This is a genomic window from Corticibacter populi (assembly GCF_004217315.1).
GTDB lineage: Bacteria > Pseudomonadota > Gammaproteobacteria > Burkholderiales > Burkholderiaceae_C > Lampropedia > Lampropedia populi.
Window position 1 is genome coordinate 990,115 of sequence record NZ_SGWR01000001.1, and the last position, 17,645, is coordinate 1,007,759.

A 17,645-nucleotide genomic window follows, 5' to 3' on the forward strand; every position below is an offset into this window, starting at 1 on the left:
GCGCACCGATCAGGTGGGTCGGGAAGCCCGTGCATACCTATACGAGATGGAGGTCAATAGGCAAGAGTCGGATGCAAAGCAACGAGATGCGCGCGAGATGGAAACACTGAAGTTGGCTCGGCGTGCCAATATGATCGCCATCATCTCAGTGGTCGTCGCTGTGCTCGCCTCCATCGTTGCCGCCTTCAAGTAGCTCCCTTTGGGCCGTTTTCGCTACCTGCACAGCCAACGCAGCAAAGAGGGCTGGGTACTTTTGGAAGTGTTCGCCGTTAGCCTGCGCCCAGGCCAGGGCAATCTGACTAGCCAGTATCCCCGGCTCATCCGTTTGAGTGGTGTTCTGTTCGCTCATGCGGGCAGTGTCTTGCCTGCCCGATCAAGTGCCTAACCCTATGCGGGGCTGGCTGGGCCACGATGTTCATCTCATTAACTTTTTGAAACAGGATGATCTATGGCCACCCCAGCCCTCCAATTCAGTCAGTCGTTGACGCCATGCTTGCTGAGATGACGGGTCCACTGGTACACCGGCTTGACCGGAAATACTGACCGCCATCATCGCTTTAGCAGCCATCTCGGAAGCATCGTCGGCGCCGCCTCGGCTCTGCAGTTCAGCCCGCGCAGTCTTCGCCACCTGGTCGCGTGCCTGCAACTCAGATTGAATCGATCGCTCAAACGATTGCAGAGCTGCAGCCCTTGTTACTTCATCAGGCCAACAAGCCCTAGTTGCCAAGGCGGCCGCCGCATCCAGCTTCTCGGAGTAAGCCTGCTCGCATAACCGCTTCGATTCAGCGGCCTCCGCAGGCGTGCGACTGCACAGCCAGTTTCGCAGCCAAACGCGCGGGTTCCACTTGTCAGGGATCGACCAACAAGCCTTCGCTGCGCCGGTGGTGGTGCTTGGAGTGTTCTGTTCAGTCATACCCCCAATGCTGCCGAGATGTGGCGAAATGTCGCAGCCCTATGCAGGGCAACTTCAAATGGGCGCAAAAAAGCCCGCTCTGGGCGGGCTAACAAGAGCCAAAAATAAAATCTTCAGCAAGCTTTGCATAGCAGTTCATCCTATTCCTGTCCTCCTTATTTGTCATCATCAACATGTGATGCGCGCCTGGATCATCTGCTATATCAATCAAAAGAAACCGATTATCTCCGTCTTGCACGTAGTGCAAGTAACGATCGCTTGTCCTCTTGGACGATGCCTTTTTTTCTTGGTATCGCCTAAATTGCAGTTCCCACGCCAACCTTTTATGAGAATCGGTCGGGATAAGATGGCAGTGGCGCAGAACGTTCGGCTGGCCATTTACAGGCGGCTTAACAGTTCCTGAATCTTTACCAAATACCAGGGACTCGCACTCTCTTGATGGATCTGACTTCCACCAAGTGAACTGCCTGACAAGTTGCGCAACAGCGTCCTTAGACAGCTTTCCTTTAAGGTCGCTTGAGACCTCCACGAAGAGCATAAAATCAGCCTTCAGGCGCGACGAACCATGAAGGAGGAAGATGCCCCCTCCATCTCATCCATCATGCGCTCCACGCCTAACGCCGCATCTTGCCCTTGTATTTCGCTGATTTGCTCGTGCAAATAGTTAGATGGCACAGTTTCAATAACATTTAAAACTGATGCAAATGCATATTTCAACAACTCGATATTTTTTTTAATTATCAAGAGCCCAGGTATTTTTGATTCTAACGACCTGCGAACATCACGACTAGATGAGGAATAACGCTGAACAGCACTATCAAATTCATCTTCCAGTTCAAGCAATCTGTCGAATATAGACTCAACGGCTGGCGCAATTGTTTTTCTAGAGGGTTGATCTAGATTTATCAGAATAACTTCCAGCTTTCTTGTTTCCCTAACCGCTTCGATCCCTTGTTCCTCAAACCTGCGTTGCACCAATGTTCCTGCCGCCCTCTCGTTGACTCCAGATAGGAGCCCCTGCACGTATGCAGACACGGCGGTGGTGACCTCCAGCGCCTGCTCAACAGGCGAAGCCGGTCCATGATCAATCACTGCGCTCATTTCTTTGGTCAACTTTGGTAGAGGTTCATGCTCTCTTGGATCGAGCACTAGGTTCATGGTAGCAGGCTTGCCAAATCTACGGAACAGAGCTGGTTCATATCCGTCAGAATCATGCAACAATTAGTCACATGCAGATATCCCTGTCACCCTTCGACCCCCTTCGCTTCGGCATCCACCTGCCCTGACGCAGGAAAGGCGGCTGCGATTTCTAAGCTGCCTGTGCGGCAGTGAACCTGCGATCTCGGTTCTGGAGCACGACATCAGTTTTCTGAGCTGCCTACGCGGCAGTGAACGCCCAAATGCGCCACGTCGTGGCAGGCTCGCTTTTCTGAGCTGCCTACGCGGCAGTGAACGTGATCTACTTGACCTCATCGAGTCCTTGATGTTTCTGAGCTGCCTGTGCGGCAACGGGTTGCGCGTGATAGGCTCTAGTTCACTGCCGCACAGGCAGCTCAGAAATCACTGAGACCTCACAATTGCCAAGAGTCTCGCAACATCCGCCACTGCCTGACGCGCGGCGACATCATCAACGCCGCTCATCTGCAGCAGGTAATCTGCATCAACACGTCTATTCTTAAGCCCTGCCAAGACAAAGCCAATCTTACGAGAAGCCCTCTTTTGCTCTGCAGAGCACGCTTGATCAGGGCTCTTCAATCGATCGATCAACCGCTTGTGCGTGCCTCCTGATCCGCCCTCTCTACCAACGGCCGGCAATGACGACTCATACTGAATGGAGGCGTGGTAACCACTGTAGTAGGCACGGCTAACACTTGATCGATGCGCTGTCTCTGATGGCTGTTTCGATAGCTCGATCGCCAAATCCAAGATCGTCTCAGGCGTTGTAGACATTCAGTTGATCCCTGCAAAACCGACAGTGAGCCCATCCACATCCAGGCAGCGCTCGACGATCCTGTCAGCCAACTCCCACGTCATGCTCGACGCTTCATCAACGGATGCAGTCACACGGTACTCGATGTGCAACGCTCCTTGCTGCGTGTCGTCTTCAGTGCCTGGGGGGATGATGAATTGCATCATCCCGCGCGTGCGGTGATGCCCATGCTTTTCCAGCACAACCCCTGCTTCGTCAATGAGGCGGATGATCTGTTCGTCAGATATCTGCAGCCGGTCCAGGATGGAAACGACTTTCATAGCGACTGGAATCATGGTTGCCCCCTTGATGGCGATGTTCTCAGCCTTCGCCTGTTCTACAAATCTCAACACCGCACGATGAGCACCAACCAGCATGAGCTGTTCAACAGAACGATGCAGTGGCCTAGTTGGGTGTGGAAATACATACCTTAGCATTTCGTGTGCCTTACTTGCTTGCAAGACCCTGGCGCTGAAGAAAAATTTGCCGTAGCCTGCTTCCTGTGCATGTCCGTTGGCCTCAATGTTGCCAATCGTCCGAATGACAGCTTCGCGGTTGCCAAGAAGGCTTTCCAGGTCACAAGTAATCAGATCCGCCGACAAGGTGTCCGTTTTCCTCAATTTCTCGATTCCCTTGCGGATCAAACGCTCCTCAAACCTACTGACCTCATCCCGTTCCTGCAATGCGGTCAGCCGCTCGGCAAGACGGTCGGTTTCGTTTTGTGGAACAGGTGAGGACATTTGAGTTGGGGGCTGAAGGAATGTTCTATCATAAATCATGCCATACACAATTTGTTGCATGAAACGCCTTCTCCTCATAGCTGCTTTTGTCGCTCCTCTTTCCGGCTTCGCTGGGTCAGGGGCCAACTACGCAGAATGCCTGCTGGAGACGATGCCGGGCACCACCAACGCGCAAGGATTCGGTGCGGGCTTGCGGCTGTGCCAGCAAGCACACCCGGATGGCTACTTTGTCATCGAGCGTGGATCAGGGAAGGGCCTGTTCGGGCCAAAGTCAGGCGATGCCTGCACGGTGGCGAAGAGCCGCGGCACAACTTGGGCGCCTGCGGCGGCCGCAATCAATCAGGCTTGTCAGTGCCTGTATAGCGATGGTCGAAGTGCGGAACTGTGCGACAACAGCGTACGCACGGCAGCACAACTGGTTGACCCGCTTGAGCACATCAAACGCCACGGCTATGACAATGTCCGCCGCGGCTCCGGCAATGAAACCGGCACCATGTACAGCATCAACGAGAAGGCCGAACCGCGCCGCGTCTCAGAGCTGACGCACACAATTTCCCGGCTTGACCAAGCCAAAGGGGCAGCGGAGATTTGTACCTATTTCGGCAACCAGGGCATGGCCGCGTCGGGTGCAACGTCCTTGCGTTTGGCGGCATCAGGCTACCGTGGCGATGTGATCGCATGCTCATTGCAGTACACGGCAAAATCGGGAGAAAAAAGTCCTCAGATCATCTTCTATCGTGAAAATGGGAGTGAGATGTACATGTACACCGTCACTCCCATCCGCTACCTCACAGATGAAGAGGCAGGTTTCTCCGGTAGCGCTCAATCTGAGCAAGGGAATAGGAGGGCGAATCCGGGCAGTCAGAAGCGGTACTACACAGATGAGGAGATGGGGATACCGCCGACGCCGCCTTAAGTCAGCTCCCACCCATCACTTGTCCACCGTGCGGCCTGGCCATTTGGCATTGCGTAAATCGTCCCTATCTGTCTCTCTCCGACTCTGGCAGGCAGCTGCGCAACCGCCTGCTGCCCTCCCCCGCCCTCAACACGCTCCACCTGTCCGGTCCGCTGGTTGTAGCGGATCACACTACCCTCGGTTGTTGATCCGTCCTGGTTCTTTGTCTGCGGCGTGACTTGCACGCGCCAATCGCTACCGTCCGCCCGGCCGAACACGTCGGGATACTGCTGCACGAGCGACTGCCGTTCCTCTGGCGCGGCAGAGTCGTAGCGAGCGAGGATGCTGGCCCGTCGCTGAGCTTGACCGATTTCAAGATCACGCAAGCGCCCTGCATCCGTCGCCTCCCCCTCTTTCAATGCCAATTCCCGGCTGTTGATAGCACTACGCCCACTCTCACGCATGTTCTCCGCGGAGATTTCGGCGGCTGACTGCTGAGACCGCGCCAGTCGATCGGCGTCTGCTGTGCGAGCCTCGGCACCCAGCCGCTCTGTTTGACTCTCCGCTCCAACCTGGGTGCGATAGACCTCTGCAAGCGCGGCTCGCTGCGAACGGGTCAAGCTGCTGTCATTCGAAAGTGAGTCGAGAACCCTTTTCCTCGCCGCCTGTGCGTTGCGATTCTCAGGGTCAAAGCCGAAGGCGGCCGGGGTTCTCCGACCACCCGAAGCCATAGCTGTTTGCGGCACCCCGCCGGATACCGCGCCAACTCTCTGAAGCGCGTCAATATCGCCGCGGGCCGCAGCCGCATCCTGCGCAGCCTTGACCTGCTGATATGCCGATGGTAAGCCCCGAGCGGATCCCATTGCAGAAGCGGCAACGGTGTCCACTCGACCGAATCCGCTGCCACGGATGCCAGCACCAGGTAGAGCCTGCCCGTCTGCGCCGGTGTACGAAACCGGCCCACTCACATCCGTGCCGCTGAATGCCATACTGCCATCAGGCTTACGCACCATCTGCACGCGACCCTGCGGGTTGTCAGCCGCGACCTGAGCGTTGGTTTTACCGGTTCGGCTGTCGGCCTCGTAGGCTACGGGAGAATTGCCCTGTGACTGCCGTGGCGCGGGGGGGGTCGGCTGCGCAAGCTCCGGCGACGCGACAGTATTCAGCGATGGATTCGCATAACGACCGGCGGTTGAGAGGCCGGAGACGCCCAAGAGCCCCTGAGACTCCGTGTTGACTCTTCCCGCGAGGCCCGTCTGTTGCGCCGCCGCTGTGCGCGTCGGCCCTGCTCCCGTCGCGTTATATGCAGGCGGAGGGGTGCTGGTCACACGCGGATTGGTCTGAGCCTCAACCTCTGGACGAAACGGCCGCACGCTTGCATTGCGCTGTCTCGGCAGCATAGCCGCACGAGCTTCTGCCGCACTCTGTGCGCCATTGGCGGAATAGTCTGCGCCCCACGCTGCCCGGCTCTGGGCGGTTTCAGCCTGCTGCTGCCGCGCCAGACCTTGCCGGTAATCGCGCTGGGTAGTTGGAGTCGTCAGACCTTGGTTGCTGCGTTCATTCTCATCAACCACGCCTCCACTGGCCAATTGCTGGCGCGGTTCATCCGGAATCCATCGGCCAGGAAAGCCACCAACGCGGCCACCATGCGCGAAGAACTGCTGCGGCTCTTTCTTTTGCTGCACGAATCGCTCAAACCTCTCCGCATTAAAGCCAAGGCGCGGCTCTTCGGCAGGCTTTGGCGGCTTGCCAAGCCCTCGCGGCACATGCGTCTGGTCCTTCATCTGCTCAAGTGCCTTCACGCCCACGCCATGCACCTGCTCAGGCGAGAGAACATGCTCACCGTTGCTCAGTGCCACCGGCACATTCTTGCGCGGAAACAGGCCGCGCGGGCGCAAATGCTCCGGCAATTCGGGAGCTGGCGCGCGCGGCTTAGGGAACAGGCCGCGCGGCATGGCCACGCCGGGAATCTCAACAGGCGGCGGTGGCGGGCGATTCTCAGGCGGCAATCCACGGGGCGGCTCGACGCCCATCGCGACCAGATTCTCATGACCCATCTTGTCGGTAGAGTCGGCGGGCATCACAAACGAGCCCTCGGGAAGATCGGTGCGCACGCTGTCCGAGGTACTGGTGCCGGGTCCGACAACGGGTCCGCGCTTTGGGAACAGCCCGCGCGGCTGGTGCATCTGCTCCCACTGCTCTTGGTCTTTGATGTTAAATCCGTGCATATGGCAAAAGTCCCTTTGTCGCGTGACTCACGCGAGGATTGAAACGTTCTGGTGCACCACGTCCTCTCGGGTGATGCGGCGCATGTCGCTGTCTGGCAGCGGGCCGAAGTAGCGCGTGAAAGCAGCCTCGGCATTGATCGATCGCTGGGGGTCGAACACCTCAGTGTCAGGAATGCTGAACGCCTGGTGCAGGACCCACTGGATCAAATGCACATGACTGGCCTGGTGAATCTCTGGCTCGTCGCTGGGCTGATCCAGCCTGCGCAATGGCAGTCGGTACGCTTCGATCTCCAGCACCTCGCCATCCACCAACTTGCCTACCAGCGTCAGCGTGGTTTCGTCCTGCAGCGCCCAGATGGCCGGGCAGTCCATTGCACGCCAATCCCGCGCGTGCTGGTCCAGCCACTCAGGCGCCTTGATCGCCACACGTCGCACATCGCGGCGCGGGTGGTCAGGCGCCGGCTGAATCTGCAGCGAGATGATTTCATAGAGGGCCGGATGCAGAGGGTACGCCTGCTGCCCGGCCAGCAGATCAATTCTGCAGACAGCAGGAGTTGTGGTATCGCGCAGCAAGCGGCCACGAACGGACGCCTGATCCTGCGCATCGTTGAACCAATCCGTCAGCTCCGCATCGCTCCAGAAATACGGCTCGACCTTGTCGTTTGCCAGCGTACGAAACCGGCGAATCAGTTCAGAAAGGGTCATCAGATCACCCCATGCGCTTCCACGAGGTTCTGCACCTCGATGCGCAGCGTGCCGACGGCCTTGCGCTTGTCCAACTCGACCTCATAGCGCTTGGCGTAGGCCTCAAGAGCGGCTTTATCCATGCTCTCGATCTCGGCCAGCACACCAGCGAGCAGATCGGCCTGTTGCTTGGCCTCGGCCTCTGCCGCTTCTTGCGCCGCCTTGGCCTGTTGGACTTCGGCGTCCTCTTGCTTGGCTGCAGGGTCGGCCTGTTGCTTGGCCTCGGCAGGCTGGAACTCCGCAAAGCGCAGTAGCATCTTCGCGTCAAGCTCCGGCACCAGCTTGGCATCGCCTGGCGCCCAGACATTGCGCAGCTTCGTCGCGTCGCGGTAGGGCTTGCGCCCGGTGTATTGGATCTTGATGAAATTCATGAATGCCTCCTGCGGCCAGCCGGTCGCCCGGCCAGCCTGTTCTTAGTTGACGCCTTCGGCAATACCGAAGATGACAACCTCGACCTCGGACGCCTTGGCGTTGTCTGCGCCGGCCAATGTCAACGTCAGGTAGGCATCCTTCTTCAGGACCACCGTGCCGTTGGCCGTCGCATTGCGCAGGCGCGCAGCGGCGGACAGCACCAGCCCGGTGCCAAAGTAGTCATCGTCTTGTGGTGCAGCGGTGTCGTCCTTGCCGTCCACATAGGCGAAGCCCAGCTTTCCTGTGACGCTGGCCGTCAGGCCAACCTTGACCAGCACCTGGCTGTCCACGAAACGGAAACCCGCTGGCAGGATGCCGATGCGGATCACATCGCCTTGGGCCGCCGCAGCCGTGGAGTCGGAGTTGAGAACCGCGCCAGCGGCATTGGTAGCCAGCAGATAGCGCAGCGCGGACAGGTTGCCCCAGGGAGTAGAGCCCAGCGACACACCTGCGTCCTTGATCGTCTTGGTAATGGTTGCCATGTCGGCCTCCGTAGAAATGCGTTGAAATGAATTGAGTGGAAAACAGCAGGGCCGAAGCCCTGCGTGTGCCGCTTAGGCGGTGCGCTCGCCAGGGATGATCTTCACCGCCGTGTCGATCGCGATTGCGCCGTGGTCGGTGATGTGCTTGACGCCGTTGCCTTGATCCACCGCCCAGCGCACTTTGCTCGAGCCCTGGATGGCGCCGATCAGCAGTTCGCGCTTGTCGTCGTGGTCAAACGTCTTCTCTTTCCAGAAGAACGGCATGCCACCGTGGCCGCTGGCCGCGAAGGCTTGCGCAACCGCCTGGCCGCCCAGCAGGATGGCGCGATCCACTGCGTGCGTGGTGCCAAACGAAGCTGGGACAGTCGCCACGCTTTCAGTCTCGCTGGTGAACGACGCCGCATAGCGGATTTCGTCGCCGGCGTAGAAGCGGATCGGCTTGGGCATCTTGCAGATCAGCACACCGTTCCACAGCCCCACCTCGCCCAGGAACAGCGGATGCTGCTTGGCCTTGGCTGCGCGATTCATCGCCGCGACCTGGAGCTGGCGGAATTGCGGATCAGCGGCGAACGCGTGGTACTGCGCAGGCGATACCAGCAGGCAGCGCAGCGGCGAGTCCTCGGCCACGATGTCACCGGGGATCTTCACCGCGGGCGGTGGCAGCTGGATGGATTCGATGGTGGTACGGATGCCATCCACCACGTCCATGCTCAGCACATCGGTCGTCTGCAGGCCAATCTCACCGCCGGCGACGCTGACAGGCGCCACGCCGTGCGTGCCATCGGCCAGGTAGTGGCGGTTCTTGGTCGGCGCCAGCACCGGGTTGACCAGGAATTCCGCAAACTGCGGATGGTCAGCGGTAGGTACACGCCACTCGATGCCAGTCTGGAAGCCGCGCGCGCCAGCCATGTGCACCAGTAGCGATTGATCCAGGAACGCATCCATCACGCTTTGAGCCACCGGGCGGCCCAGCTTGCGGAAATCCACCACCGAGCGCAGACCAGTCATGGTGTCGCCCAGATCCACCGGAAGACGTGCTTGGTTCACGCGGACACGCGCCTGATCGTATGTCAAACCAGTGCCCTTGCCCTCGGCCATGCGGCTGCCCATGATCGGGTATGCGCCGAACGGCTGCAAGAACTGGAACTCAACCTCGTCGCCTTTGCCGCGCGACAGGTCAACCGTTTTGACGATTGGCATGTCTGCCGTGGTCTGCTTGCGGATGGTCTCGGAGGCACCTCCTTCACCCTTGGGCAAGGTGCCAGACAGGCGACCCAACGTCGAATTGCGCTGCATGGACTGCGCGAACAGCCCTGCAGCCTGAACATACATGGCCTTCTCGGAAGCGGCGGCCACGACGGTTTTATTGGTCATGATGACCTCCTTCAATTGGATTGCGTGGGCGACTCATCAAAAAGTGGCCCGGTTGATTTGGTTAGACCGCGTTCATCACGCGTTCGAGTTGCTCCGGCGTCATGCCCGCCATGCGATCCAGCAGTGATGCGGGGTTCTCTGCTGATTCCAGCGTCTGCTGCACCACGTCCGTGTGCGGCGCCCCGGCAACGTCAGAGAGAGAATTGGGGACATACTTTGGCACCTCCGGCGCCTTGGGCTTGTCCTGCGTTACGGGCTTGTGCTGGGCCTTGAATGTGTCCAGTACCTCCACGATTTCCGCAGCCGATCCATTGCCCACCGTACTCTCCACGCTTGAGCGCATGAACGACGGCAGCGATTTCAGCCATGCGGCGTACTCTGCGGACTGAACAATCTCGTGCGCATCTGCGTGTTTGCTCAGGATGGCCTGCTGATGCGCTTGCTCTGCGGTTTGATGCTGCTGATTCGCATAGGGCGTCAACGCCTGCTCCTGCTCGGACTTGAGCCGCTGGAACAGCCGCTCTTCCGCCTGGGCGGCAAGCATTCGCATCCCGTTGGCCATAGCCTCTGCAGAGAAATCGCCGAACAGCGAAACATCCGCGCCACTTTCGATAGCCCCCTGAACAGACTCCAGCGTCTTGTCTGCACTGGTCTGTGCTTGGCCGGCATCCGCTCTGGCCTGCGCTTGGTCTTGCGCCTGGGCGATATTGGCCTGCTGCTTCGCGCTCAGCTCGGCAAGTTGCTGCTCGAGCGCCTGAGCGCGGGCTTCGGCCTGCTGGGCACGATCACGAGCCTCAACCAGCTTTTCGTAGGGGATCGTGTACGTACCAGACTTGCTGGCGATGGGCGCGCCTTCGGGCGCGTCATCCGACTCGCCGCCATTGCCCGTGCCATTGCCTTCGTCCTGCTTTCGCTCGGACTGCTGGCCTTGCTGGGCACCGCCTTGCTGCTGCTCTGGCTCTTTGGCGTCTCCAGCGCCCTGCTCACCATCCAGCGACAGTTCACCGTTTTCTGCCTGCGCCAACAGCGCTGCAGCTTCCTGAGGGGTCAAACTCATGCTCACTCCGCACCGGACATCCATCCGGTCAAGCGCAAGCGATCGAGCGGAAGGCCGGCACCGAAGCCGCCACCCGTCACACTCTCCTGCCGCGGGAAATGCCATCTCGCATTACGAGATGGTCAACTTCTCCAAACGTTGTGCGTATGGATTGGCAGCAGTGTTTAGCGGTCGGCTTGAAACTCAAAACCCTATACGGGGTCGGCCGCGATGTTGTCCTCAATCCGCTGCGTTTCGATCCCATCCATGCCCCGCCCTGGCTCTTGCGGCACCGGCGGGAATGCTGGGCTGGTGTTCTGCGGAACATCTGCGGCCGCGCCGCCAAGTCCAGACTGCGGTTCCAGCGGCGCGGCCGCAGGCACCGGGAAATCCGGGTCATCTCCATCCGGCGTCGGTCTCTGGTAGCCACTGGACTGCATGATGACGTCAGCGATAGGCGCGATCATCGGCATCTGCGCGATCTGTGCGCCGGCCTGCATGGCGCTGTAGCTGGCCTGCACACCGGTCTGCACCTGTTGGGCGGCCATCAACTTCTCGCGCGCGGCAATCTCACGCTCTCGCAGAGCCAGTTCACGCTCCTTCAAGTCGTGCATCAGTTCCTGCTTGACCTGCTCCCTGATCTGCTCAGGGTCAGCTTGCGCTGTCGCCTGCTGGATCGCCTGCACAACCTGCTCTTTGCGCGGCAGGTCCATCAAATCGACCATGAACGGCATCATCACCTGTTGCACGGTAGGCGGCAACGCCTTGACCGCCTCGCTCAGCGCGTTCAGTTGCTGCGCTCGGAACCCGCTCGATGACGGAACATCCTCCAGCGCAACCATCAGCTTCGTGCGATTGATGTCGTTGCTCAGGTACTCAATGCCTGTCTGCGGATCCACCTCGGGATGGTTAATGACCACGGTGCGTGGCGGGTCGAGCACGTCGCCTTCGATCACAATGACCTGCTCTTGCTTGCCCATGTCTTCGATGATCAGCGCCATCAGCAACTCGCCCACCAGCGTACGGCTGTCCTTGAACCCATCCATCAGGTCGGCCAGCGAGATTTCCGACTGCTCAAGCTGTGTCTGCTCCTGCAAACCGCTCGTCGCAGTGCCCTTCTGCCCCTGGAACGACGCCGTGATGCCCGAGACGCGCTGCACCGCCTCGCGACTGTCCGTCATCAACTGGAACTGCTGGGCGTTGAGCTGGAAGTCTCGGTGCACCTCGAACCGCGCGCCCTGCTTGGCCATGTGCTGTTCATCCAACACGATGTCCGCACTGGCGCGGGCAATCTGCTGGCGGAACTGCGCATCACTCATCGCCACCGCACCCTTGGTTCGCTCCGTACGCACCGATGCCATACCCCAGCGCAGCTTGGCAGTCGTCGCATTCAGGTTGTCCTGCGGAAAAATCATGTCCCGCACCAACCCATACGGGATGCCGGTCATGTCCTCGCGGTAACCCCAAACCGGCACGTAGGGGAAATGCTGGTGCGAGTACGGGGTCGGGCCGTCATGCAGGCAGTGCGGCCCAATCCAGAACGCCCGGCGCATGCGCGCAACGATCTGCTCCTGCAACCTGCCGCGCCCAATCGCCAGCGCAGCTTGGTGCAACTCATTGGCTTCGTCAAACTCGACCGCCCGGCCATCGCGCATCACCAACATCACAACCGGAACCCAGCGGCGATACCAAACCTCGGTTATTGCGACTGTCTGATTTTCCTCGTTGTACCAGTTGTCCTCGTGAACCGTCCAGGCGCGCTCAGCCTCTGCGGCTGCCAGCAGGCCAGTGGACTGGCCGCCCTCCAGCATCTCGCCCACGTTATCCGCAATCCACTTATCCATCGACCGCATGATCACGTCGCGATGCCCAGGGAACAACTGCGCCGCTTTTGTACGATCCACCCAACGGCGGCGGTAGAGCCAGCGCGCATCGGCAAGGTCTGGCTCCTGGCACTTCATGTCCCACCAGATTTCGTTGCGGTGGATATAGCGGCAACGAAAAGGAAACTCCAGCGAATTAGGAGGGCGCGCCACTTCAACCCAGCCCAACCCCACTGTCACTGCAGCGCGAAACGCCTGCGACAGCGCTCGATCTGCTTTCGAGTGGCGCTCGGCTTGATTGAGGCGGAAATTGATCGCGTCCGCCACATCCTGGCCACCCGGCTCGCCATCAGGTGTCACGCGCCAATCCGTGCGCGTTTTCGCCTCATAGCCGCACACCGCGGCGATTGCAGGTGTGATGATGTTCTCCTTGGCTGGCGGGATGCCCAGCTCGGCCTGCTTTCTCAGCAGGTCGGTCGATAGCTGGTTGCCGTCGGCGTAGTCCGCTTCCTTGTCCGCATTCACGCGCCAGGGTGGCTGGTTGATCGCCTCGCGCACGATGGCGGCGAACTCGTTGAGCGTTAATGGCGTGTCTGCGCCATCCTGTACCTCATGTTCATCAAGGATGTTGGTTGTCATGTCCATGGTTGCCTCACATGCGCCAGTCGTCAGGCGGCGGTGGTTCGTAGGTATGCGTTGTCGGGGCCTCATGCGCCACAGCCATCAGCCCAAAAGCATCTGCCCCGTGTGACGCCCAGTCGTGGTTCGGGCCAAGGCCAATACCTCGGTTCTGATCCCGCTTCTCGTGATACCAACCCAGCGCTGCGCGACCAGGTTCGGTGGCAACCTCGTCGAACCACATACTTGGGAACAGCCTGCGCGCCGCCTCGATGCGCTGTTTTGCTGCGCCAGCGCCTTGGTTTGGCACCGTCGTCACCGTGTAACCTGCAGCCTGAAAAGCGCCTTCAAACGTCATTGGTTGAATGCGGTCATGCGTCAATCCATCATGGGGCAACCAGATTTGCAGCCTGTCTGGCGTGTAGCCTCGCTCGCGCATCCACTCAAGGTGCGTAGCCAGGGGCTGGCCAACTGCCTCGTAGTAATCGAGCACGCGGATTTGCAAGCCCACAAACTGCGCAATCCAGACAGCAAACGCATCTGCCCGCGCCCCAGTTCCGCCCAGGTCGATGAAGCCTCGCAACGCCATCAACGGGTCGGCGGTGACAGCACCAATGCGCCCTTGCTCCTTTGCCTTGGCAAGATACTTGGCGTAGTAGGCCCCCTCAAGCACCGTGGCGTACTCGCCATCCCAAACATGCGGATACTGCTCCGGCCGCTCTTCCATATCGCGCTGGCGCGCGCGCTCAAGGATCGCAGGAAAGCGCGGGTTGTCGCGCCAGTTCAGCTCCACTACCTTTGTTCTCGGATCTTTGGTTGCGCGAAAACGCTTTTCTACTGGTGCAGTACGCCGTAGTGGGTTCCATGTAACCCACAGCTCTGCACTCCAATCGTCACCTTCTTCTCGCAGCGTTGGAATCAACGTTGACCACGCTAAATCGGTGACGGGCTCTGCCTCATCAACCCAGCACAGAAGGATGCGGCCTTTCGATTTGATGCTGGCAATGTTTCGATCCAGGCCAGCAAACGCAAAGCTGATCCGCCCATCGCGGCTTTTGATGTACTTGTCTCCGATCTCGTAGTACGCCGCCAGGAACGGTTCATCCTCGATCGCACGCTTGCACTCCTCTAAAGATGAATCCTCCAGGGAGTTCATAAATTGTCGCGCACACACCAGAATTCCCTTGATTCCGCGCTGGCCGAACCGATACCCAGCGACAGCCACCATCTTTGCGAAACTTCGCGTCTTAGCGCTTCCGCGACCGCCATAGGCGCCACGGAAGTCTGCCTCACCCTCGAAAACAGGGATCAGCTTTGCTGGCAGCGTGATCTTCACCTTGCTCATTTCATCGCCACCAGTTCAATAATGCGTGGTGCTTCTGGCGCCGGCGGCTCATTGAGCTTCGTTACCGCTTCCTTATTCGCAGCCAGCAGGTTGAGTGCGATGCTGCTGGACTCGTTGGCAAGCTTCGTGAGCGCTGCAACGCCCTTCATCGCCTCCAGGCTCTCACGGTTTAGCGGGTCTGCGTCATCGACCTTTGAAACTTCTGCATGCGCCAGGGCGCTCAACCGGTGCGCAGTAGCCGACCCGTACTCAGCAGCGCTGGCCAGATGCTGGCTAATTCTTGTCAGGCTGCTTGTGAGCGTCTGGAACTGTGCCTGCATAACTGGCGGCATAGCTTCGACGATCCTAGTGATTTCCTTGCTCTTAGCGTCAGCCGCAACCTTTTGCTCTGCCAATTTCCGAATCTCGGACTTTTTCGGACTTATTTTTCTCCGGATCGCCGCTTCATCAATTCCGAACTCACGCGCGAGAGCGCTTACCGACTCTCCATCTACAAAGTGCCGGCGTTCAACCTCATCCCATTGCTCTGGTGTCAGGCGAGATTTTCGGCCCATGACTCGAACTCCTTTCTGACCTGAGAGATCGTGGCGAATGGTGCGTATTGGATGACCTGCACACCAGCGGCAGCGCAGGCCACATCGTTTCTGGATTGCAGGAAGTTGCACGCAACCTGAAAAAGTTGCTGTGCATCTGTCAGTTTCGATTTGCGTCCCATCCCATGAGTGTCTGGATGGCGCGATCAGACTCAAAACCCTATGCTGTTATTTCTCCAGTAAGTCTGGTTGAGTGCGTATGTGCTTCCGCAGCGCTTTGATCTCGCGCGCCTGGGCTTCAACCGATGCAGCCAGCTCTGTCGCAACGAGCAGATGGGCCTTCGTACTCTCGATTACGCGCACATCCTCCACAAACCCGCCCAACGCTCGCGCCAATCTGCGCGCTTCGCTTGGAGTCATGGTTAGCAGTTCATCGCCGAGTTCCACCTTGATCCAGCCGTCCGATTGGATCGTGCATGAGAGAGCGCGCGGCTCTGGAAATACCTCGACCAGCTCATAGACGCCACGGATCAAACGCTTGAGCCGGCCATCATCGACCAGGCTACGCAGGCGGTCGTCAACGATTGATAGCTTCAGGCTCGATGCCTCCGCAACCGTTTCCCGTGTGGCGATCTGGTCGGCCTCGCGTAGATCTCGCACAGCGTCATAAACTCGCTGCGTGCTACTGATTCGGTTGCGCATCGAACCTGTGTCGTGCGAGTGGGCGGTCTGTGCTTCCAGCGTGCTGTTATTCATTCATTGCTCCATCAGTCGTTTCAGTGCACGCACCTTTGCGCGGTATATGTCTCGAATCTCGATCAGTTCGTCGCGAGTCCATTTCTTGACCCTGTTATCGGCTTCCAGAGCCTCGACGGCAGCAAGGCCAATCCTGGCTATCAGGCCGATGCGGTAATCGACGGCATTTCCGGCCAGCCACTGGTTATCCTTTTTCGATTGGGCGTGACAGTTTCTTTCGTTAAATCGGAGATGCGGCGCGGCACCGACGCTTCTGTAGTGCCCGGCGTCTACCCCATTGCCGGACCAATCGAGCGGCCGACCACTGGATATGCACGCATATCCCGCGAGCCTGTCCCGAAGACGGATGAATGCGTTGAACTCCCGCTGGGCCTCGGCTTTGAGGACCGGAAGGGTCTTGATGGCCTCCTTGCGCGTCCTGATCTTTGCGCGCTCCAGGGCCTTTTCCTGCTTGACCTGCTTTGCCGCGCATCGAGGACTGCATACCTTCTGGCCCATGCGAGCGGGAGCGAACAACTTCGAGCAGATGGGGCATGGCCGGGCCTTGGGCTGTGATGGCTTCACGCTTCCCACCCTTCTGGCGCCGGATCGGTGAACACCACTCCGTTTTTCACTCCCCATGAGTAGATGTAGTCCAGCAGGTCAGCGCATTCCGCCTTGGTCAAGGTGCTGGTGCGCTGGTACAGCACGTCAAACCCCTGACCGTCGATAGCTGGCACCATCTCCACCCCTTGCGCCTTTGCGCGGCACCATGCAGCGGCGAGCAGACGTTTCCACTCCTCGACCGTCCAGCGCTTACCGCCCCACTCTTTCTGCCGAGCGATGTCTGCAATGGATGCGTGCAGACGGGCGTTCTGCTCCAGAGAGCGCGTCAGCGGCCTGACCTCGACGAGCATCGGCCGGCCGGCCATCACGTTTGCCTTTGCAAACTGCCAGGCTCGCTGCATCACCGGGTAGCCTTGCACCGCGTCGCGGACGGTGAATGTCTGTCGGTCGCTCATGCAGCCTTCCTCCCATCGATCAGCCCTTGAAACGGACTCGCCGTGTAGGTCTTCCAGGTTCGACCGCTGCGCACCTGCGAGATCGTGGACTGCGGAATGCCACCCAACTCTTTGGACAACTCGCGCAGGCTCTTATCGCTTGCACGGATGTGGGCAACCATCGACTCGTCCAACATGGATCCGCGGCGCTTCGCCATCGCCGTCTTCCAACGCTGCGACATCGGCTTTGCGTGCCCCTTGAGCTTCGCCGAGCGCGTGACCTGGACCAGGTGATCCGGCTCCAGGCACTTCGGATTGCCGCACGTCGTCTCGATGAAATGCGAGCCCGGAAGAGGCGTGCCGGCTGAAACCTCGTGGATCAGCTTGCGAAGCGAAACAGACCTGCCGAGATACCGACCAATGGGATAACCATCATCCGAGACGTTCTTGCCGGACCACAACATGCAGCCGTCCACTGTCGGCACGCAGTCCTCGAGCGTGCGCCGCACGAACTGCTCGACGGGCTCCTGCCATCCGGCCAGCGCGAACCGTCGGGATACGCCAATCGAAACGACAGAAACCGCGCCCTCACGCATCAACTCATCAACCACAGCACGGGCTCGCGCCACGGTCGGCGGCGACTTGCTGCCAGCAATGTCAGTGATCCGCTTCGGGCCGTCAGCCAGCATCGCCAAGACTGAAGCCCTGCTGTAGTGCAGTTTGCGTTTTCCGCTCATCGACCACCCCACAGACCAGCCACGACAGACCACACGCCAACCGCAAGCAGGCCGACAAATG

Annotated in this window: 20 protein-coding genes; 1 reads left to right on the plus strand and 19 read right to left on the minus strand. The window is 59.4% G+C overall.

Annotated features, from left to right (window positions below):
• Positions 1–145: 145 nt before the first annotated feature.
• From EV687_RS04435 to EV687_RS04455, 6 genes are all read right to left on the minus strand, one after another.
• Positions 146–349, minus strand: coding sequence for a hypothetical protein (locus EV687_RS04435; protein WP_130466442.1), 204 nt, complete (start codon positions 347–349; stop codon positions 146–148).
• 66 nt (positions 350–415) lie between these two features.
• Complete coding sequence (locus EV687_RS04440; protein ID WP_130466443.1) at positions 416–913, minus strand: hypothetical protein; 498 nt, start codon at positions 911–913, stop codon at positions 416–418.
• Between the two features lie 88 nt (positions 914–1,001).
• Positions 1,002–1,451 carry a type II toxin-antitoxin system YafO family toxin gene (locus EV687_RS04445; protein ID WP_122226624.1) on the minus strand — a complete coding sequence of 150 codons (450 nt, stop codon included), beginning with the start codon at positions 1,449–1,451 and terminating at the stop codon, positions 1,002–1,004.
• An 11-nt stretch (positions 1,452–1,462) separates the two neighbouring features.
• Positions 1,463–2,071: a hypothetical protein gene (locus EV687_RS04450; protein WP_130466444.1), complete on the minus strand. Its 609-nt coding sequence runs from the start codon at positions 2,069–2,071 to the stop codon at positions 1,463–1,465.
• Between the two features lie 402 nt (positions 2,072–2,473).
• Positions 2,474–2,863: a hypothetical protein gene (locus EV687_RS18885; protein ID WP_147474983.1), complete on the minus strand. Its 390-nt coding sequence runs from the start codon at positions 2,861–2,863 to the stop codon at positions 2,474–2,476.
• Positions 2,864–3,682: a hypothetical protein gene (locus EV687_RS04455; RefSeq protein ID WP_122226625.1), complete on the minus strand. Its 819-nt coding sequence runs from the start codon at positions 3,680–3,682 to the stop codon at positions 2,864–2,866.
• On the opposite strand from EV687_RS04455, the gene EV687_RS04460 reads away from it, so the two are divergent.
• Complete coding sequence (locus tag EV687_RS04460; protein WP_122226626.1) at positions 3,681–4,538, plus strand: hypothetical protein; 858 nt, start codon at positions 3,681–3,683, stop codon at positions 4,536–4,538. The two genes, EV687_RS04455 and EV687_RS04460, sit on opposite strands and share 2 nt — an antisense overlap.
• Here EV687_RS04460 and EV687_RS04465 read toward each other — a convergent pair.
• The 13 genes from EV687_RS04465 to EV687_RS04525 form a co-directional block, all read right to left on the minus strand.
• Positions 4,535–6,745, minus strand: coding sequence for a hypothetical protein (locus tag EV687_RS04465; RefSeq protein WP_130466445.1), 2,211 nt, complete (start codon positions 6,743–6,745; stop codon positions 4,535–4,537). The two genes, EV687_RS04460 and EV687_RS04465, sit on opposite strands and share 4 nt — an antisense overlap.
• Positions 6,746–6,772: 27 nt before the next feature.
• Positions 6,773–7,450 carry a phage adaptor protein gene (locus EV687_RS04470; protein ID WP_122226629.1) on the minus strand — a complete coding sequence of 226 codons (678 nt, stop codon included), beginning with the start codon at positions 7,448–7,450 and terminating at the stop codon, positions 6,773–6,775.
• Positions 7,450–7,860 (minus strand): hypothetical protein, encoded by a 411-nt coding sequence (locus tag EV687_RS04475; RefSeq protein ID WP_122226630.1) that lies wholly within the window; start codon positions 7,858–7,860, stop codon positions 7,450–7,452. Before EV687_RS04475 ends, EV687_RS04470 begins: the two co-directional genes overlap by 1 nt.
• 42 nt (positions 7,861–7,902) lie before the next feature.
• The gene (locus EV687_RS04480; RefSeq protein ID WP_122226631.1) at positions 7,903–8,382 is read right to left on the minus strand and encodes a hypothetical protein; all 480 of its coding nucleotides are present in this window, start codon (positions 8,380–8,382) and stop codon (positions 7,903–7,905) included.
• 72 nt (positions 8,383–8,454) lie between these two features.
• Entirely contained in the window at positions 8,455–9,756 is a 1,302-nt protein-coding gene (locus EV687_RS04485; RefSeq protein WP_122227202.1) for a phage capsid family protein, read from the minus strand.
• 61 nt (positions 9,757–9,817) lie between these two features.
• A complete protein-coding gene (locus tag EV687_RS04490; RefSeq protein WP_130466446.1) occupies positions 9,818–10,813 on the minus strand; it encodes a hypothetical protein in 996 nt (331 codons plus the stop codon).
• A gap of 191 nt (positions 10,814–11,004) precedes the next feature.
• Positions 11,005–13,254, minus strand: a complete 2,250-nt coding sequence (locus EV687_RS04495) for a portal protein (RefSeq protein WP_242612463.1) — start codon at positions 13,252–13,254, stop codon at positions 11,005–11,007.
• 13 nt (positions 13,255–13,267) lie between these two features.
• The gene (locus EV687_RS04500; RefSeq protein WP_122226634.1) at positions 13,268–14,578 is read right to left on the minus strand and encodes a phage terminase large subunit; all 1,311 of its coding nucleotides are present in this window, start codon (positions 14,576–14,578) and stop codon (positions 13,268–13,270) included.
• Entirely contained in the window at positions 14,575–15,132 is a 558-nt protein-coding gene (locus tag EV687_RS04505; RefSeq protein ID WP_122226635.1) for a helix-turn-helix domain-containing protein, read from the minus strand. Before EV687_RS04505 ends, EV687_RS04500 begins: the two co-directional genes overlap by 4 nt.
• 207 nt (positions 15,133–15,339) lie before the next feature.
• Positions 15,340–15,867: a hypothetical protein gene (locus EV687_RS04510; RefSeq protein ID WP_122226636.1), complete on the minus strand. Its 528-nt coding sequence runs from the start codon at positions 15,865–15,867 to the stop codon at positions 15,340–15,342.
• A complete protein-coding gene (locus EV687_RS04515) occupies positions 15,868–16,488 on the minus strand; it encodes a recombination protein NinG (RefSeq protein WP_122226637.1) in 621 nt (206 codons plus the stop codon). It abuts the gene before it with no gap.
• Positions 16,428–16,868, minus strand: a complete 441-nt coding sequence (locus tag EV687_RS04520) for a recombination protein NinB (RefSeq protein WP_122226638.1) — start codon at positions 16,866–16,868, stop codon at positions 16,428–16,430. Before EV687_RS04520 ends, EV687_RS04515 begins: the two co-directional genes overlap by 61 nt.
• The gene (locus EV687_RS04525) at positions 16,865–17,584 is read right to left on the minus strand and encodes a hypothetical protein (protein WP_130466447.1); all 720 of its coding nucleotides are present in this window, start codon (positions 17,582–17,584) and stop codon (positions 16,865–16,867) included. Before EV687_RS04525 ends, EV687_RS04520 begins: the two co-directional genes overlap by 4 nt.
• Between the last annotated feature and the right edge of the window lie 61 nt (positions 17,585–17,645).

Excerpts from the sequence above, each read along its gene's own strand:
- EV687_RS04495 (WP_242612463.1), bottom strand. The coding sequence starts at position 13,254 with ATGACAACCAACATCCTTGATGAACATGAGGTACAGGATGGCGCAGAC.
- EV687_RS04445 (WP_122226624.1), bottom strand. The coding sequence starts at position 1,451 with ATGCTCTTCGTGGAGGTCTCAAGCGACCTTAAAGGAAAGCTGTCTAAG.
- EV687_RS04435 (WP_130466442.1), bottom strand. The coding sequence starts at position 349 with ATGAGCGAACAGAACACCACTCAAACGGATGAGCCGGGGATACTGGCT.
- EV687_RS04460 (WP_122226626.1), top strand. The coding sequence starts at position 3,681 with ATGAAACGCCTTCTCCTCATAGCTGCTTTTGTCGCTCCTCTTTCCGGC.
- EV687_RS04505 (WP_122226635.1), bottom strand. The coding sequence starts at position 15,132 with ATGGGCCGAAAATCTCGCCTGACACCAGAGCAATGGGATGAGGTTGAA.
- EV687_RS04525 (WP_130466447.1), bottom strand. The coding sequence starts at position 17,584 with ATGAGCGGAAAACGCAAACTGCACTACAGCAGGGCTTCAGTCTTGGCG.
- EV687_RS04520 (WP_122226638.1), bottom strand. The coding sequence starts at position 16,868 with ATGAGCGACCGACAGACATTCACCGTCCGCGACGCGGTGCAAGGCTAC.
- EV687_RS18885 (WP_147474983.1), bottom strand. The coding sequence starts at position 2,863 with ATGTCTACAACGCCTGAGACGATCTTGGATTTGGCGATCGAGCTATCG.
- EV687_RS04500 (WP_122226634.1), bottom strand. The coding sequence starts at position 14,578 with ATGAGCAAGGTGAAGATCACGCTGCCAGCAAAGCTGATCCCTGTTTTC.
- EV687_RS04510 (WP_122226636.1), bottom strand. The coding sequence starts at position 15,867 with ATGAATAACAGCACGCTGGAAGCACAGACCGCCCACTCGCACGACACA.
- EV687_RS04515 (WP_122226637.1), bottom strand. The coding sequence starts at position 16,488 with ATGGGGAGTGAAAAACGGAGTGGTGTTCACCGATCCGGCGCCAGAAGG.
- EV687_RS04480 (WP_122226631.1), bottom strand. The coding sequence starts at position 8,382 with ATGGCAACCATTACCAAGACGATCAAGGACGCAGGTGTGTCGCTGGGC.
- EV687_RS04485 (WP_122227202.1), bottom strand. The coding sequence starts at position 9,756 with ATGACCAATAAAACCGTCGTGGCCGCCGCTTCCGAGAAGGCCATGTAT.
- EV687_RS04455 (WP_122226625.1), bottom strand. The coding sequence starts at position 3,682 with ATGCAACAAATTGTGTATGGCATGATTTATGATAGAACATTCCTTCAG.
- EV687_RS04475 (WP_122226630.1), bottom strand. The coding sequence starts at position 7,860 with ATGAATTTCATCAAGATCCAATACACCGGGCGCAAGCCCTACCGCGAC.
- EV687_RS04450 (WP_130466444.1), bottom strand. The coding sequence starts at position 2,071 with ATGAACCTAGTGCTCGATCCAAGAGAGCATGAACCTCTACCAAAGTTG.
- EV687_RS04465 (WP_130466445.1), bottom strand. The coding sequence starts at position 6,745 with ATGCACGGATTTAACATCAAAGACCAAGAGCAGTGGGAGCAGATGCAC.
- EV687_RS04440 (WP_130466443.1), bottom strand. The coding sequence starts at position 913 with ATGACTGAACAGAACACTCCAAGCACCACCACCGGCGCAGCGAAGGCT.
- EV687_RS04490 (WP_130466446.1), bottom strand. The coding sequence starts at position 10,813 with ATGAGTTTGACCCCTCAGGAAGCTGCAGCGCTGTTGGCGCAGGCAGAA.
- EV687_RS04470 (WP_122226629.1), bottom strand. The coding sequence starts at position 7,450 with ATGACCCTTTCTGAACTGATTCGCCGGTTTCGTACGCTGGCAAACGAC.